The following is a 14,185-nucleotide window of genomic DNA, read 5'->3' on the forward strand; positions in this document are numbered from 1 at the left end:
CACTCAATAACTGGGATGCGGAGTATGAGCGTGTGATTTTAGGGGGGATTACCTGTGATGAACAGGACTATTACTACCGGGATGCGCATACGAATGTACTCTTTTTACCCAAGACGCGGAAAGAAATGTATATTGGATTTTTCCATACCGGGGCGTATCAGGAGTCGCTTAGTGGGGTAGGGGGGATCCACCACTGTTTGATTCCAACGCCGCGCCACATTTTGATCCGGCGGGAGCGGGATGGACAGGCACATGTAGAGATTTTGTATGAGGAGCAAAATAGCAAGCAGGTATTGAAAATTCTTGGCTACCTATGAAGCTTTTACAGGGAAAGCCGGCCGCAGATAAGCTTTTAGCGGAGGTATCGGCTTATGCACAGAGTCATACGTTGCGTCTTGGGATAGTTCGGGTAGGGCAGCATGAGCCGAGTCGGATATATGTGAGGCGCAAGCTGGAGGCGGCTCAGCGGGTAGGGATAGAAGCCCGGGAGATCCACCTGCCCCAAACGGCAAAGACAGAAGAGGTGCTGTCTGTGGTGAAGGCGCTTGGCGCAGACCCGTTGTATACGGCGCTAATCGTGCAGCTGCCGCTGCCGGGGGGTATAGATGAGGCGGCGGTGCTGGATGCTATTCCCCCGGAGAAGGATGCGGATGGGCTCCACCCGTATAACCTGGGGCTTTTAGCGCAGGGGCGGGCGGAGTGGGTAGCGGCCACGCCCTGGGGGATTGTCGAGCTTTTGCGGCATTATGGAATATCGGTGGCGGGGAAGCATGTGGTGGTGCTGGGGCGGGGACGCCTGGTGGGGAAAACATCGACGCCGCCTATGCCGCCTGGGTGAAGGCCTACTGCGGCGAAGCCGTGGATCCCAGCGCCGATCCGGTCGCCCTCTGCGCCCATCTCCCCATGCGCGAGCTGGGTTTGGAGGATCCCTTGCCCTGGGATCACATCGATACCGGCATCGACAAAAAATGGCTGCAGAAAGACTACCACCGCGCCCTGGAAGCCATCACGGTGGAAGATTGTTCCTTTGAGAAGTGCTCCGCCTGCGGCATCTGCGGCCCCGGCTTTGGCCACAACATCGTTATCCCGCCCCCGCCCGTCCCGCCCCTGCAAAGCCGGCCCACCCCCACCCCGGATCCCCTGGAGCCGCAGCCGCCCGCCCAGCGCTTCCGCATCACCTACGGCAAAACCGGGGATCTGCGCTGGCTGGGCCACCTGGATCTGATGCGGCTGTGGGAACGGGCTTGTCGGCGAGCGGGGCTACCTCTGGCCTTCAGCGGCGGCTACCACCCCATGCCCCGCCTGGCCAACGCCAACGCCCTACCCATTGGCCAGGAAGGCTATGGAGAGATCCTCGATCTGGAGTTGCTGGAGCGGCCTGAGGGGCCCGTCACCCCTGAGGAACTGCGCGCCCTTCTGAGCGAACAACTGCCCCCTGAACTCTCCATCCGAGCCATCCAAGCGATCGGCCTGCGGGATCCCTCGGCCACCGAAGCCGTCTATGCTGCCGAATATCAGCTCACTGTAAGTTGCGAGTCGCCCACTGCCGACTGGCCGGCCTGGGTCACCCAGATCCTGGATGCGCGCGAGATCTGGATTGAGAAACGCTCCAAGTCGGGCAAATCCGCTCCCTTCAATGCCCGTGCCCTGCTCTACTACCTGGAGTTTCAGGGCTTGGCCCCCGACGGCAGCGCCCACCTTCTCTACCGCGGCAGTTGCCGCAACGACGGCGCCTACCTACGGCCCAACCAACTGGTGCAAATGGCCGAGTCCCTGGGGTTGCCCTGCTGGACGTTGCAGACGGCCAAGCGGCTGCGCCTGTTGTGGGAACACCCCCTGTCCGATCAGGATTAAGGATTTCCCAGGGGAGCAGCCCAGCTGTTGAGATCCGGTCGCATCAGCGTTGCGCGGCAAAATGGCCAAGTGCCTATCTGGGCTGAGGGATCCCACAAGCGCTATAATGCTGCTACTACTGGCTCCTGCCGCTGTGGGGCTTGCCGAGCATCAACCTGACCGAAGGCGGAGCGAGCAGCAGGCAAAGGTTGGGCCGGGTTTTGGAATGGAGACACTCTTAGCTCAGTACCCGGGGCAAGTAACAGGCACGGCGGGGTCAAACCATAGGTGAACAGAGGGATCTGACCGTTTGACCTAGCCCGGGCTATATCTTAACCCTGAGAAGGTGCTTCTTTCCACGTGCAAACCCCGTCTTGTTGTTGGCTCAGGCTGGGGTCGCACAATTGGGGTTCTGCAAGGAGCCAGCGTCCCATCTCCCGAGGCGGAGCCGTCATGCTTACTGAGCCTGTCGATTGAGCCCATCCATGAATCTCCATGCAAACCTCACCCCATTCATGCATCTCCACCGATGAGCTTTCGTTGCAAGCAGCAGAAGCCCCGCGCTGGACTCGCCAGGGCCAGCATCGGGTAGTTCACCTGAACTTAACTCGCCTCACCCCTTGGATGAGGAAGCTAATCGGTTCTATTCCGTCAGAGCAGAGCTTAGGGTAATAGACAACTCCATGATGAGTCGATCTTGGTTAAAGAAACTTGAGCGGATCCCGGCCAAAGGACGACGCCTCGCCCGAATGAGGGTTCAGTCCGCAACCGCGTGCCCTTGGGGCGGGGAGGAGGGTTAATGCCCAGGCAGATCGTCATTGCCGAGCAACATCGAGTGGCAGCCGTCTTCGCCGAAGACCAAGTGCAGGAGCTGATCGTCGCCAGCGGCGCTCACCAAGTGGGGGATGTTTACGTCGGGATCATCGAGAACGTTCTGCCCAGCATTGATGCCGCTTTTGTCAACATCGGCCCCGCCGAACGCAATGGCTTTATCCATGTCAGCGACCTAGGCCCGCTGCGCCTCAAACGCAACCATGCCTCCATCTCCGAGTTGGTCTTGCCCCAGCAAAAGGTGCTGGTGCAGGTGATGAAAGAGCCCACCGGCAACAAAGGGCCAAGGCTAACCGGAGATTTGGCCTTTCCAGGGCGGTATTTGGTGTTGCGGCCCTACGGCAAAGGCGTTCACCTGTCCCGGCGCATCGAGGATCGGGAAGAACGCAACCGTTTGAAATCCCTGGCTATCTTAATTAAACCTCCGCAGATGGGCCTGCTGGTACGTACCGAAGCGGAGGGGGTATCCGAAGAGGCGATAATCGACGACCTGGAGCAGTTGAAAAAGCTCTGGGAAGATATTCAACAGCAGTATCAGGCGGCACGGGAGCCAGGCCTGCTCAGCCGGGACGATGATTTCATTCAGCGGGTGCTGCGGGATGTCTACTCGGAGGACGTGAACCGCATTGTTACCGACTCTGTTGCTGGCGCAAAGCGGGTGCGCAGCTATCTGCAAGGTTGGAACAAGGGCCAGATGCCGCCTGGCGTCGTGGTCGATGCCCACCGCGAGCCCACCCCCATCCTGGAGTATTTCCGGGTCAATGCGGTCATTCGCCAGGCGTTGCGGCCTCGGGTGGATCTGCCCTCCGGTGGCTACATCGTCATCGAGCCCACCGAGGCCCTGACGGTGATCGACGTCAACTCCGGCTCTTTCACCCAATCGGCCACCTCCCGCGAGACGGTGCTGTGGACCAATTGCGAGGCCGCCACCGAGATCGCCCGCCAATTGAGACTGCGCAACATTGCCGGTGTGATCGTGGTGGATTTTATCGATATGGATTCCCGCCGCGACCAGTTGCTGGTTTTGGAGCACTTCAACAAGGCCCTCTCCAGCGACAAAGCTCGCCCCCAGGTGGCCCAACTCTCGGAATTGGGTCTGGTGGAGCTGACCCGCAAACGGCAGGGGCAAAGCCTTTACGAGATCTTCGGCCATTCTTGCCCCACCTGCGAGGGGCTGGGGATCCTGGCCCGTCTGCCAGGGGCGGAGCCGGGACGGCTGCTGACCGTCGAAAGTGGCCTGACTGTAACACTGCCCAGCGAGGCGGAGGAAGGGGATGAGGAAGAGGCTGGCCCGATCCTGCCCCGCGATGGCAACGCCCAACGGGCCCGTCTGCGAGTCGGGAGCGATGGGTTGTCTCGAGGCGATAGTCGCGCGCTGCTGCGGCGGTCACGCTCTGCCCCCGGACAACGACGCCCCAGCCCGGATCCCTTTTCGCCCTTTGCTGCCTCGGTCGATCTGGAGGAGCCACGGGTTGAAACCGAACGCAAGCGCTCCCGCGAAGACTGGGGGGATCCCCGCACCAGCCAGCGCCTCGTTGTGCGCAGCACGGATACGCCTGCCGAAGAGGAAACCCCGGAGCCGCTTGGGGAGGATCCCCTGCAGGGGGGTGGAGCAGAGCCAAAGCGCCGCGAACCCCGCCGTTCTGGCCGCGCCGAGGAGGCAGAACCCACCCTACGCAAGAGCCACACTGCCCCGGCCCGAGCTGCTGGCGCCAGCGGGACGGAGTCCTCAGAAGGCCGTCCAGCTCCGCCACGGCAAACCATCACCGTGGAGATGACCCCGCTGCAACAACGGGTCTACTCGGAGTTGGGGCTATCGCCGCTGTTGCTTCTGGATCAGCCGCCACCTTGGGGCCGCGACCTGGCGGTTAGGGTGGTTCTGCCGGGAACTGTCAAGGCGGAAACCAGGCCAGAGACTGAGGCCACTGCTCAGTCGGAGGAGTGGGTGCCCGAAGCGGATGCCTTACAGGAGAAGGAGCCGGTGGATAACCTTCCCCCACCCGAAATCCCCTCTGCTGAATCGTTCCCATCAGCGGTGGGGAGCAGCTTGGCCGAGCCACCGGCGGAACAGGGGATCAGCCCTGCCCAGCAATCTCCGGCAGCCTCCAGGCGACGCCGCTCCCATAGCAGTTAGACCAGCCGGTTGAGCGCAGGAGCACGGTGGTCTGGTGGGTTGATGGCTCCAGGGCTGGCGTTGTGGGCAAGACGGCGAAGCCCAGTTTGGTTTGGGAGGGATCCCTTTGGCAACAGGGGATTCTCCGAGTGGCGGGGGTGGACGAGGTGGGGCGGGGGGCGCTGGCGGGGCCGGTGGTGGCAGCGGCGGTCATTTTGCCGGCCCAGATGGATCCCAAAACGCTGGAGGGAGTGAGGGATTGCAAACAACTGCGCCCGCCGCAGCGCACCCACTGGGCGGAGCGGATTCGCCAGGTGGCCCTGGCTGTGGGTATTGGCAGCGCCTCTGCCGCCGAGATCGACCAGCTCAACATTCGCCAGGCCACGCTGCTGGCCATGCAACGAGCGCTGGCGCAGGTGGGGGAAGTGGAGCACATCTTGCTGGATGGGTTGCCGTTGGCCGAGCTGGGATCCCGGCAGACGGCGCTGGTTAAAGGGGATCAGCTCAGCCTCTCCATCGCCGCCGCTTCCATCGTGGCCAAGGTCTGGCGGGATGCCCTGATGCAAAGCTGGGATCACCAGTACCCTGGCTACGGCTGGCGCACCAACGTGGGCTATGGCACGCAGGAGCACCGACTGGCGTTGCAAAACCTAGGGCCGACCCCGCAGCACCGCCGCAGCTTTTTCCCCTTGGCAGAAGGGAAAATCAGGCGATAAGATAGGTTATGCAATAGCGCTGCCCACGTAGCTCAGTGGACTAGAGCACTGGGTTCCGGTCCCAGGTGTCGGAGGTTCGAATCCTTTCGTGGGCGCTTCAAACGTACAGACGAGCCAAGTCCCTGCTGTAGGGCAGGGTGGGCATAACTTGCCATTGGGAACAGGATCCAAAGCTGATTCAGGGGTGAATCACCCCATTGGCCTCAAACTCATATTCCTCAGGGGCGACCGGAACGCAGAGGGTTGATGGGCCAAACACTCGATCTCAAGGGCTTGCGGTCGGCTCTGGCAGCACGTAAACGGACTCCACCTGGCTCCCTGCTGCCGGCGCAGCCTGGATCGTGCCTTTTTCGATGTAATAGATGACCTTTTCTGCTTGCAACTGATTTTCCCCTTGGCGGATGGTGACCTGGCCCTCCAGCTCAATGCGTTGCTCCTGGCTGTAGTACACCGCTCTTTGGGCGCGGGCCGTGAGGCGCTCGGCAGGGAAGCTGAGGGTGACGTTGCCAGTGGCTATAAACACCCCCGTATTGGCATTGGCCTCCTGAACATCAGCGCTAATGCTGATGGCGCGCGGATTTTGCCCCCAGGCCGGGCCGGGGATCGCAAGCGCCACCACCACACCCATCGACCAGCCCAGCTCCCTCAGCCGGCCCAAAACCTTGCGATCGAGGTTGATCCCCAGTGCCATCCCATCACCTTGTCAAACCACCCCAGCAGCCAGTCTAGCCTGGGATCCCGGATCCCTTCTGACGGGGCAACGTGTTAATCGCTTCCATTTCCCCCCTTGGGCAGCCCTTGGGCCAGTTGCTTTTCCAGCTCGCTGACCCGCTGCAGTAACTGGCGGTTGGTTTCCAGCAGCTCCCGGGCTTGGCTGTTGAGATAGGGATCCGATTCCCACCAGTTGATCCCGATCTCCTTGGCCTTGTCCACCGAAGAGATCAACAGCCGGATGCGGACATTGAGCAGCTCCACATTGCCCACCGAAACGGTGATGTCTCCAGCAATAACAATGCCCTTATCCAGCACCCGCTCCAACACGTCGGCTAGCGAGGAGCCGTGAGTGGCCGTATTCAAGGGTTGAGAGCTAATCGGCACAGGGTTCATCGACCTCCAGAGCGCACCCACAGGCAGAAGACCTAGCCAGGCAGTTGGTCTAGCAGATAATTCAGCAACTGGGATCCCTCTTCATAGCGCTTGCCGGCCCGGGGCAGCAGCACGTCGGCACACAAAGCGCGAAAGTCGGCATTGTCTTTGCTCACCGCCAGCTCGTGCTCCTTGACGATCCGCCCGATCATCAGACAACTGCGCAGGCTGGGGTGGCGGGTCAAATCCAGCTTGCGGCGAAAAGCCCGCACAATGTGCACGATCTTGAGCGCATCGGGGGCAGATAGACCAATGCGGGCAGTGAGGATCTCTTTTTCGGTCTCGATGTCCGGTTCCCCCATATCGATGGTGATCATCCGATCCAGCAGCGCATCTTGGGCCTTGTGAACCCCGGTGTATTCCTCTGGGTTAGAGGTAAAGATGGCCCGGAACTGGGGATGCACCCGCAGATATTCGGAGCGGTTGCTATCTGGCGGCAACACCAGCAGCCTCTCTTCCAAAGCGCTCAGGAGGGCGTTGTTGGCCTCAGGGCGGGAGCGGTTGAACTCGTCGTAGATGAGGGTAAAGCCCTCGCGGCAGGCCAAGGTGAGGCGGGCATCCACCCAGCGCTGCCGCACGTCTTCTTCCATTTTCACCACCGAGTGGATGAAATTATCCACCACCCGCCGATGGGTAAAGCCGGTGCGCCCGCCGATCAGGTCGGAAGAATCGAAGCGATCATCGCCGTAGATCAGCATGATGGGACGGCCCAGCAGGCTGGCCAGATGCATCGCCAGGGTAGTCTTGCCCGTGCCCGAAGGCCCCCGCAGATGCACCGCAAAACCCGATTGCAGATAGCGCAAAGCGCGGCGGGTAATCCGCTCGATGTAAGGAGTGTTCACAAATTGGCGGGGACGCGCCTGCAGAACCGTGGCCATAGCAATACCCAACTCTCAATTGCCTTGACGCTCTTGCCTTGACTATAGCCGCAACGGTCTTTTTGCGCTCCTAGGGATTGCGCTGGGCTCAGACCACAACCGTCGCTGACACCATACGCCGCAAGGTGGCCAAGATTTCCGAGGGATCCACCCCCAGATCCACTGCACCGCGGGCCAGCAGATCCCGCACCCGCTCCCGATCCCCGATCACCTGCAGCAACGTGACATCGGGATCCTGCGCTTGCAGGCTGGCCACATAGTCGTTGACGTAGGCCACGATGGGATCCGGCTCAGGGACGGGCTCGGGCGGAACTGGCGGAGGTTCAGGTGGTGTCACAGGAGGAGGGGCTGTGTTGTCTGAGACTGGAACTCCAAGCTCTAGTTGGGTAACCTCAGTCGAAATCGTTGTTGCAGCTTTGACCGAGCTCTCAGGCGGCTTATCACCCTCTTCAGATTCCTCAAGATCTGGGACAATGGGCCGATCCCCTGGGATCCCATTCCCCCACACCTGCTCGTGCAACGCCTTGCGGAAAGCTGTCAAAGCCTGCCGCAGAGCCTGGGCCTCTGCCCGCTGTTCTTGAGCAATCTGAGCCAGCTCCTGCTGCGCCAGTTGCCGCAAAGCTTGTACCCGTTGCCGCAACTCAGTATAGAAAGCCTGCCGCACTTGTCGGGTTTGGTTGGCCATGGCCTGCCGCGCCTGGGCACAGGTGCTCAGCAAGCTCTCCGCGGTCGCTGTCAAGTTGGCTTGAAAAGTCTGTAGCTCCTGCTGCTGGGCCTGCGATTGGGCGGCTCGTTCTTGGGCCATGCGAGAGAGAAGCTCCGCCACCGTTTTAGCCCGCTGCGCCGCAGCCGCCATGCGAGAATGCTCGTCCAAGGCTCGCTGCGCCGCCCGGCTCTGCTCCAGGTTGCGCAGTTGGCTGCGGGTTTGTTCTCTCTGCTGCCGTATTGCCTCTTGTCGTTCCTGGCAACGTTGTCTCAGCTCGGCCATCAGAGCGCGGTGCTGCTCCAGGCGCTGCTGCCGGGATCCGCCTAACAAACTTTGATTTTGAGCCGCCCGTCGGCTGCGGGCCGCGGCCCACTGTTCCTGCAAACTCATGGTGTGCAATCCCCTACGTCCTTCTCAATGCCTGGGCGAATGCAGTTCTCCGCTTTTTCCCAACTCGCTCTCCACCAGCACGGCCTGTAGCTCAACACCACCGCCCAACTCGATCCCCAAGCCGAAGCTAAGGAAACAAGGCAGAGATCGACAGCGGATCCCTGCCTCGCCTTCTCGACGACCCGACCCTTCGACCCCCGCGGTGTTGAAGGCAAGGGGATCGAGCGATTGGGTCAGATTTAGACGGCAGGGGCAGCAGCGGTAGCCGTCAGGCCCACAGCCTCGGCGTATTTCAGGTAGGTTTCCACCGAAGCCACAACGACGCGCGCCTCAATGGCCAACAGCTCGATCCCCACCAAAGAAACCCGCACCCAGGCATCGACCACGATCCCTTTGTCCAAAATGCGGTCGATCACTTCGGCCAAGCTGGAAGAAGAGTTCACTTTCTCGACTGCCATAACGATCTCTCCTGCACAGATGATGGTTGAAAAAGACAAACAATTCTGTAGCAAAACAGCAGGCAACAAGGATCCCAAGCTGGGATTTGCCTTCCCCAGGGCGACAAGCGCACTTTCTGTCGCCCCAGCCCTATTCTGCTAACTTTTTTCGGGGAGAACACCCGTAGATTCGCTTAAAAAATACGGCAGGCCGACAAGACTTACCGTCTTTTCCAAGCGCCATCCCCCCTACATAGTACCCGCCGAAAGAAAAAGTGGGTCAGAGGGCAAGAGCGTTTTTGGATCCCGGCTATGGAGATTGTCCAGCCAAGGTGCGGGCCAGCAGGGATCCCCTATACTGAGAGCAGTGCGCTTGCCGTCCTTTCGCTGGCCAAGAGGGCTGCCGTGACCGAGTTCGACACCGGGATCCCAAGCGTGCGTCGCCTGCAAAAAGTGATCAAAGATCGAGAGATCCTTGAGGTAAAGCTCAACACCGGGGATGTCTTTGTCGGCCAGTTGCGCTGGCAGGATCCCGACTGCCTCTGTTTGGCCGATGCGGAAGGGCGGGAAGCGCTGCTGTGGCGCTCCGCCATCGCCTTCGTCAAAGTCAGACCTCCCTCCTAAACCCAAGTCCCCCCACTCGCCGTCGCTGGCTTCCCGGCAGCAGAGGCTCTTTTCTTGCAGCTATCGACGGCCCTGGCCAAAGCCCTCGGCGGAAAGGCTATGATTCAGCAAGAAGTGTGAAACAATGGACACCCTCTCTCCGCCCCTATGACAACCACTCCCCTCGAGTTGCCCCTGCAGCCTGCTGCCCAACGGCACAATCACTACAGCCGCGAAGACTTTTATCGTTTCGACCCCTCCCAGGGATCCCTGGTGGACTGGACGGGCGCGCGCAACGTCTTGGTAAGCGAAGACTTTATCCTGGGCCTACAGCAGGGCTTAGAAGAAGAAGTGGGGGATGCCTCTGCCTCGTTGATGTACACCATTGGCCGCGAGTGGGGGAGCAACGACGCGATCCACTTCTCCCGCTGGTTCGAGGAGGAGTATCGGCGCAAACCCAAGCAGAGCCACCTGATGTTCCTTTTGGAAACCTGGTGGTGGCCCTTGACCTCGCAAGGCTGGGGGCGCTGGGAGGTGGAGACTGAGGGCCGGCGGCAGGGATTTATTTTCATTAATTTGTTCGACTCCGCTGTGGCTCGCACCCTGGGGGATGTGGGTAAGCCCGTTTGCCACCTCTACGCCGGATTGTTTGCCGGGTTTTTTAGCGCCATGGTGGAACGGCAGCTCAACTGCATCGAGATCCAGTGCTATTCCATGGGGGAAAGCTACTGCAAATTTTTGCTCGGCAGCAAAGATCGCATCGATGCCGCTGCCTTTTGGCTCAACGAAGGGGCCAGCGCCGGCGAAATTGCCCAAAAGTTGCGCTCCGGTCAGGGAGTGGCCAAAGCATGACAGCAGAGGTTTTTCTGGAAGAGTCGGTGCAGAGCTTTTTTGCCCATTTAAATTGGGATAGCCGACCGCGGCAGAGTCCCTCGCTGCCCATGCCTTTTGTAGGGGTGCGGGAGTACTTCGGCTCCATCCCCTGGTCGGGGGATCCCCTGACTTTGGCGGCCCGTTCTATGGGATCCCTGTCGGCAGCGCTGCCGCCTCAGCCTGAAGAGGAACAGATTACTTTGGCCGATTTATTCAGCCTGTTTTGAACTCCGACACCCGCTGAGCACCCACCGACCCTTGGGAGGAGCGAGATGGTGAGCCCACTGGAGCAGATGCTAATTGAGGCAGAGGCCCGCTACCTCACACCGGAGCAACTGGAGCAGCTCAAAGCCTATGTGCTCGGCTGGCCCAAAAGGCTGCACGTGTACCGGGCCGTACGGGAGGGGGAGAGCCAGATGGTGAGCCGCACCCTAAACACCCTTCAAAAGGAGATGCCCAACCTTTCCTCTCAAGTGGTGGATCTCTGCCGGCGGCACCTGATCCTGTTGCTGCGTTACAGCGCTCTGGCCATGTTGCTCCAGGACGAGAACCTGTTGAAGGAGCGGCTGATCGAGTGGATGGAGGAAGAGGTGCGCCTGTACAAGCTGCAAAGCGCCTACGAGGTTGCTTATCGGATTTGTCAGCAAGAGCTAAGGGATCATCTGGCCCCTGGAGAGCTAGAGTTTATTCGCCCCTTGATCACCCAGGCGCAAGCAGCTTTGCTCTCTTTGGACGGACTCAGATCAACTGAGTAGAGGTCTCTCCTGCTGAGTTTCCCAATTGCGCTGCCCTACTTGATAGCCCAGGGATCTTTGACATATGGCCGGCACCACCGCTATCCCCAATGGCTCCACCAGCTTCGACCCCTATACGCCTGTTTTGGGCAACTACTACGCGCCCAGCGCCTACCTGCAAAGTGACCTGGAGTCAGGCTTGCTGGAGAGTCGCCACGGTGACCGGCTCTTGGCCCTTCCAGAGGCATTGCTGAGGGGTATCTACACCGGCTTGGAATACGAGACGGGGCAAGCCGCTCGCCTGGTGTTGCGCAACTGTGGTCGTATGTGGGGCAAGGAATTTTTCCGCCGTTTTGCCCAGGAACTCTCTGACTACTACCAGAAGCCTCTGGCCGAGCTGGAGATGGGCATTTTCCTCCAAAGTCTGAGACAAGCTTGGAAAGCTCACGGCTGGGGGTTGATCGAGATCGACTGGACCTACAAAGATCAGGGGGTGCTGGTGGTGTCGATCCGAAACTCTCCCTTCGCTGCCGCTACGCCCCCTCATTTCAAGCGCCCGATGGGCTTTTTGGAAGCAGGCCTGCTGGGCACTTGGTTTAGCCAGTTAACCGGCCAGGATCTGGCCTGTGTGCAAACCACCAGCGAGGCCTTGGGGGCGCAGAGCAACTTGTTTATCTTGACCGCTGCCGCCCGCCTCAAAGAGGGAGAAGCCTGGGTGGACTCCGGCCTCAGCCACGCTCAGATCCTGGAGAAGCTGTTACAGCCTGGCCCCTAACCGGAGCTGGCAGGGGATGGGATCCCGTGGAGATGAGTCTGTATAATTTTCTGGAAGCAAGACGAGCTCAAAGGCGCGAGGGTGTGGCCATTGGGGTGGCGAGTCAGAGCAATTCGGGGAGCCATCACCGTACCGGCAAACACTGCCGAGGCGATTGAAGCGGCAGTAACAGAGTTGTTGGACGCACTGGAACATCGCAACGCTCTAGATCTGGCTGAGTTGGTCAGCGTTATTTTTTCCGTTACCCCTGATTTAAATGCGGCTTTTCCCGCCCAATTTGCCCGTCGTCGCCCCGGCTGGGAATCGGTACCGTTGTTGGATGTGCAGCAGATGGGGGTAAGCAGCGACCTGCCCCGTTGTATTCGCGTTCTGATCCAATTGAATACTCCGCTTGCCCAAGCTGACATGCAACATGTGTATCTGCGAGGTGCCCGCGAGTTAAGGCCAGATCTCAGCGCTGTTTAACCGATGGGAAGCCGCGGGGTTTTCCGCGGTTACGGCCATTTATCTCATTTCAAACAAAAAAATATGAAGAAACTACATCCATCCCTAACTCCCCTCTCCCTGAGGGAGAGGGGTTGGGGGTGAGGGCTGCCTCAGGGAGAGGGGTTGGGGGTGGTCGCGTGAGCGGCGCGGAGCGCTTGGGCTGACTCAGGGAGAGGGGATCGTCTGTTGTTGGCTTAGAGCAGCCGGGAGCTATGCTAGTCTCAACGCGCCCTGGCAGGCTCAGACGGCTTGGGAAAAAGATCGGTAGAGCATTCAGGAAGATAGCTTCTCGCGCAAGCGGGCTTCCCATTGTTGCAGTTGCTCTTGGCGGGCGGCCACCTCGGCTTCTCGACGGCTCAGCTCTTGGCTTTGGCGAGTCAAAGATTGCCGCCAGCTTTCGATCTCCGACAGATCCACCAGACTGCGGTTTTGAGACAGGCTGTGCAACATCTCCACCAGCTTCATGGCCGCCTCTTCCAGCCGCTCTACCCGCCGCTGTTCCGAGAGCTCAACCAGCAGCAACACGCCAACGTTGTAAGGGCCAGCATCTTTGCAGGTGACCCACTCTGGCTGGCGCAGTGGGATCCAAACCCCTTCTTCGGCCTGGCGAGCCAAGAGCTGCAGCTCCCCCTGGCCGAAGAGACTCTTTTTGTGTACCCGTGCCAGATACAGCATGGAACATGCAGGAAGATGTTGCCGATTTTAGCACCGATCCCATGGATTCAAGAGGGATCCAAACCCGGGTGTTGTCCGTGCCGGCGGGAGGATCGATGTTAGGATCGGCTGTGGAATGGGTAAGGCTTAGCGCTCTCCCCTCTTCATTGTTTAGGGATCCCTGGCATGTTTCTCACCCAAAGCCCCTATTTTTTGATGGCAGCGCTGGTGGCGATTGCCAGTGGAGCCATCTTCGCAGTTCGCTTTATCAAGCGAGAGGCCTCCGCTGAATCGGATGTGATTTTCGCCACGATGGGCCTGATCTATTCCATCTGTTTGCTTCTGGAGGGTCAGCGGCTCATCCCGTTGCTGTTTTTTGCCCAGGTGCTGCTGGCGGTGATGGCCGGCTGGTTTGCCATCGAAACTTTCCGGTTGCGGATTCTCTTGAGCGAAAAGGTACGGCAGGTGGGCGGGGTTCGTCCAGCCGTTCGCAAGAAAGACTTCAGCCGTACCTACCCCCTAGATGACTATGCCCAAGGACGCACGGTTTCTGCTCGGGCCGAAGGATCCCGCATTCGCGATACCTCCTCTTACAGTCGCGCCATTCCCAAACGCAGCAGCGAAGAGCCTGGGCGTCGCCCCAGGCCCCAACTGACCAGCGATACCCGTGTGCGTCCGCGCCGCCGACCCGAAGTGGATGAGTATTACGACGAGCCAGGATCCCGCTCTCGCCAAAACACCGACTACGATGAGCCCGCCCCGCCGCCAGAGGCCCGTCGCCCCGCCACCGGAGAGTATCCAGAGGATGTAGATACGCAGGAGGAGCGCGGCACAGGCACGGTCACCCGCCGCCGTCCCCCACGTCTGCCCCAAGACCAAGGAGAAGGCTACCCGAATGAGCCCCCCCGTCGTCCCTCCCGCCGCGTTGTCGAGGTGGAATCGGTCGAGGTGGAAGAGGCGGAGCCAGAAGAGTACGATGACGACCTGTTCTGAAGATCTGAACCAATCTG

At 60.1% G+C, this 14,185-nt stretch carries 17 protein-coding genes, 1 tRNA gene and 1 pseudogene; 13 read left to right on the top strand and 6 right to left on the bottom strand.

The window, feature by feature from the left end; all coding sequences use genetic code 11:
* The 6 genes and pseudogenes from NW858_RS07200 to NW858_RS07225 all read left to right on the top strand — a co-directional run.
* Window positions 1-317 (top strand): annotated as a pseudogene (locus tag NW858_RS07200) (arginine decarboxylase); the annotation flags it as partial.
* Window positions 314-838: a tetrahydrofolate dehydrogenase/cyclohydrolase catalytic domain-containing protein gene (locus NW858_RS07205; RefSeq protein WP_414520195.1), complete on the top strand. Its 525-nt coding sequence runs from the start codon at window positions 314-316 to the stop codon at window positions 836-838. The pseudogene NW858_RS07200 and the gene NW858_RS07205, both read left to right, overlap by 4 nt.
* A complete protein-coding gene (locus tag NW858_RS07210; protein WP_414520196.1) occupies window positions 835-1,854 on the top strand; it encodes a TIGR03936 family radical SAM-associated protein in 1,020 nt (339 codons plus the stop codon). The genes NW858_RS07205 and NW858_RS07210 overlap by 4 nt, the downstream gene beginning before the upstream one ends.
* A gap of 778 nt (window positions 1,855-2,632) precedes the next feature.
* The gene (locus tag NW858_RS07215; RefSeq protein WP_414520197.1) at window positions 2,633-4,798 is read left to right on the top strand and encodes an Rne/Rng family ribonuclease; all 2,166 of its coding nucleotides are present in this window, start codon (window positions 2,633-2,635) and stop codon (window positions 4,796-4,798) included.
* Between the two features lie 62 nt (window positions 4,799-4,860).
* The gene (locus NW858_RS07220) at window positions 4,861-5,493 is read left to right on the top strand and encodes a ribonuclease HII (protein WP_414334483.1); all 633 of its coding nucleotides are present in this window, start codon (window positions 4,861-4,863) and stop codon (window positions 5,491-5,493) included.
* Window positions 5,494-5,514: 21 nt separating this feature from the next.
* Window positions 5,515-5,588 (top strand) — tRNA-Arg (locus NW858_RS07225).
* A 170-nt stretch (window positions 5,589-5,758) separates the two neighbouring features.
* On the opposite strand, the gene NW858_RS07230 is transcribed toward NW858_RS07225, so the two are convergent.
* The 5 genes from NW858_RS07230 to gvpA form a co-directional block, all read right to left on the bottom strand.
* Entirely contained in the window at window positions 5,759-6,184 is a 426-nt protein-coding gene (locus tag NW858_RS07230) for an LptA/OstA family protein (RefSeq protein WP_414334466.1), read from the bottom strand.
* Window positions 6,185-6,258: 74 nt separating this feature from the next.
* Window positions 6,259-6,591 carry a gas vesicle protein gene (locus NW858_RS07235; protein WP_414334484.1) on the bottom strand — a complete coding sequence of 111 codons (333 nt, stop codon included), beginning with the start codon at window positions 6,589-6,591 and terminating at the stop codon, window positions 6,259-6,261.
* 41 nt (window positions 6,592-6,632) lie between these two features.
* Window positions 6,633-7,517 carry a gas vesicle protein GvpN gene (gene gvpN / locus NW858_RS07240; RefSeq protein WP_414334468.1) on the bottom strand — a complete coding sequence of 295 codons (885 nt, stop codon included), beginning with the start codon at window positions 7,515-7,517 and terminating at the stop codon, window positions 6,633-6,635.
* A gap of 88 nt (window positions 7,518-7,605) precedes the next feature.
* The gene (gvpC, locus tag NW858_RS07245) at window positions 7,606-8,613 is read right to left on the bottom strand and encodes a gas vesicle protein GvpC (protein WP_414520198.1); all 1,008 of its coding nucleotides are present in this window, start codon (window positions 8,611-8,613) and stop codon (window positions 7,606-7,608) included.
* Window positions 8,614-8,852: 239 nt separating this feature from the next.
* Entirely contained in the window at window positions 8,853-9,071 is a 219-nt protein-coding gene (gene gvpA, locus NW858_RS07250; RefSeq protein ID WP_011429717.1) for a gas vesicle structural protein GvpA, read from the bottom strand.
* A gap of 291 nt (window positions 9,072-9,362) precedes the next feature.
* Here gvpA and NW858_RS07255 point away from each other — a divergent pair, with 291 nt between their 5' ends.
* From NW858_RS07255 to aroH, 6 genes are all read left to right on the top strand, one after another.
* Window positions 9,363-9,674, top strand: coding sequence for an Hfq-related RNA-binding protein (locus tag NW858_RS07255; protein ID WP_414510307.1), 312 nt, complete (start codon window positions 9,363-9,365; stop codon window positions 9,672-9,674).
* A gap of 147 nt (window positions 9,675-9,821) precedes the next feature.
* Window positions 9,822-10,505: a V4R domain-containing protein gene (locus NW858_RS07260; RefSeq protein WP_414334474.1), complete on the top strand. Its 684-nt coding sequence runs from the start codon at window positions 9,822-9,824 to the stop codon at window positions 10,503-10,505.
* Complete coding sequence (locus NW858_RS07265; RefSeq protein WP_414520199.1) at window positions 10,502-10,753, top strand: hypothetical protein; 252 nt, start codon at window positions 10,502-10,504, stop codon at window positions 10,751-10,753. The genes NW858_RS07260 and NW858_RS07265 overlap by 4 nt, the downstream gene beginning before the upstream one ends.
* A gap of 45 nt (window positions 10,754-10,798) precedes the next feature.
* Window positions 10,799-11,281, top strand: a complete 483-nt coding sequence (locus tag NW858_RS07270) for a hypothetical protein (RefSeq protein ID WP_414520200.1) — start codon at window positions 10,799-10,801, stop codon at window positions 11,279-11,281.
* Window positions 11,282-11,345: 64 nt separating this feature from the next.
* Window positions 11,346-12,035, top strand: coding sequence for a V4R domain-containing protein (locus NW858_RS07275; protein WP_414334479.1), 690 nt, complete (start codon window positions 11,346-11,348; stop codon window positions 12,033-12,035).
* A 90-nt stretch (window positions 12,036-12,125) separates the two neighbouring features.
* Entirely contained in the window at window positions 12,126-12,500 is a 375-nt protein-coding gene (gene aroH, locus NW858_RS07280; protein WP_414334481.1) for a chorismate mutase, read from the top strand.
* 294 nt (window positions 12,501-12,794) lie between these two features.
* On the opposite strand, the gene NW858_RS07285 is transcribed toward aroH, so the two are convergent.
* Window positions 12,795-13,196 (bottom strand): hypothetical protein, encoded by a 402-nt coding sequence (locus NW858_RS07285; protein ID WP_414335877.1) that lies wholly within the window; start codon window positions 13,194-13,196, stop codon window positions 12,795-12,797.
* Window positions 13,197-13,361: 165 nt separating this feature from the next.
* Between NW858_RS07285 and NW858_RS07290 the strand changes: the two genes are divergently transcribed.
* Window positions 13,362-14,168 carry a Ycf66 family protein gene (locus NW858_RS07290; RefSeq protein ID WP_414367760.1) on the top strand — a complete coding sequence of 269 codons (807 nt, stop codon included), beginning with the start codon at window positions 13,362-13,364 and terminating at the stop codon, window positions 14,166-14,168.
* Window positions 14,169-14,185: the final 17 nt, after the last annotated feature.

This window comes from Synechococcus sp. H55.10 (assembly GCF_047502715.1).
GTDB lineage: Bacteria > Cyanobacteriota > Cyanobacteriia > Thermostichales > Thermostichaceae > Thermostichus.

Excerpts from the sequence above, each read along its gene's own strand:
- NW858_RS07290 (WP_414367760.1), top strand. The coding sequence starts at position 13,362 with ATGTTTCTCACCCAAAGCCCCTATTTTTTGATGGCAGCGCTGGTGGCG.
- NW858_RS07205 (WP_414520195.1), top strand. The coding sequence starts at position 314 with ATGAAGCTTTTACAGGGAAAGCCGGCCGCAGATAAGCTTTTAGCGGAG.
- NW858_RS07285 (WP_414335877.1), bottom strand. The coding sequence starts at position 13,196 with ATGCTGTATCTGGCACGGGTACACAAAAAGAGTCTCTTCGGCCAGGGG.
- NW858_RS07275 (WP_414334479.1), top strand. The coding sequence starts at position 11,346 with ATGGCCGGCACCACCGCTATCCCCAATGGCTCCACCAGCTTCGACCCC.
- NW858_RS07265 (WP_414520199.1), top strand. The coding sequence starts at position 10,502 with ATGACAGCAGAGGTTTTTCTGGAAGAGTCGGTGCAGAGCTTTTTTGCC.
- gvpC (WP_414520198.1), bottom strand. The coding sequence starts at position 8,613 with ATGAGTTTGCAGGAACAGTGGGCCGCGGCCCGCAGCCGACGGGCGGCT.
- NW858_RS07255 (WP_414510307.1), top strand. The coding sequence starts at position 9,363 with ATGGAGATTGTCCAGCCAAGGTGCGGGCCAGCAGGGATCCCCTATACT.
- NW858_RS07270 (WP_414520200.1), top strand. The coding sequence starts at position 10,799 with ATGGTGAGCCCACTGGAGCAGATGCTAATTGAGGCAGAGGCCCGCTAC.
- gvpA (WP_011429717.1), bottom strand. The coding sequence starts at position 9,071 with ATGGCAGTCGAGAAAGTGAACTCTTCTTCCAGCTTGGCCGAAGTGATC.
- NW858_RS07215 (WP_414520197.1), top strand. The coding sequence starts at position 2,633 with ATGCCCAGGCAGATCGTCATTGCCGAGCAACATCGAGTGGCAGCCGTC.
- NW858_RS07230 (WP_414334466.1), bottom strand. The coding sequence starts at position 6,184 with ATGGCACTGGGGATCAACCTCGATCGCAAGGTTTTGGGCCGGCTGAGG.
- NW858_RS07260 (WP_414334474.1), top strand. The coding sequence starts at position 9,822 with ATGACAACCACTCCCCTCGAGTTGCCCCTGCAGCCTGCTGCCCAACGG.
- gvpN (WP_414334468.1), bottom strand. The coding sequence starts at position 7,517 with ATGGCCACGGTTCTGCAGGCGCGTCCCCGCCAATTTGTGAACACTCCT.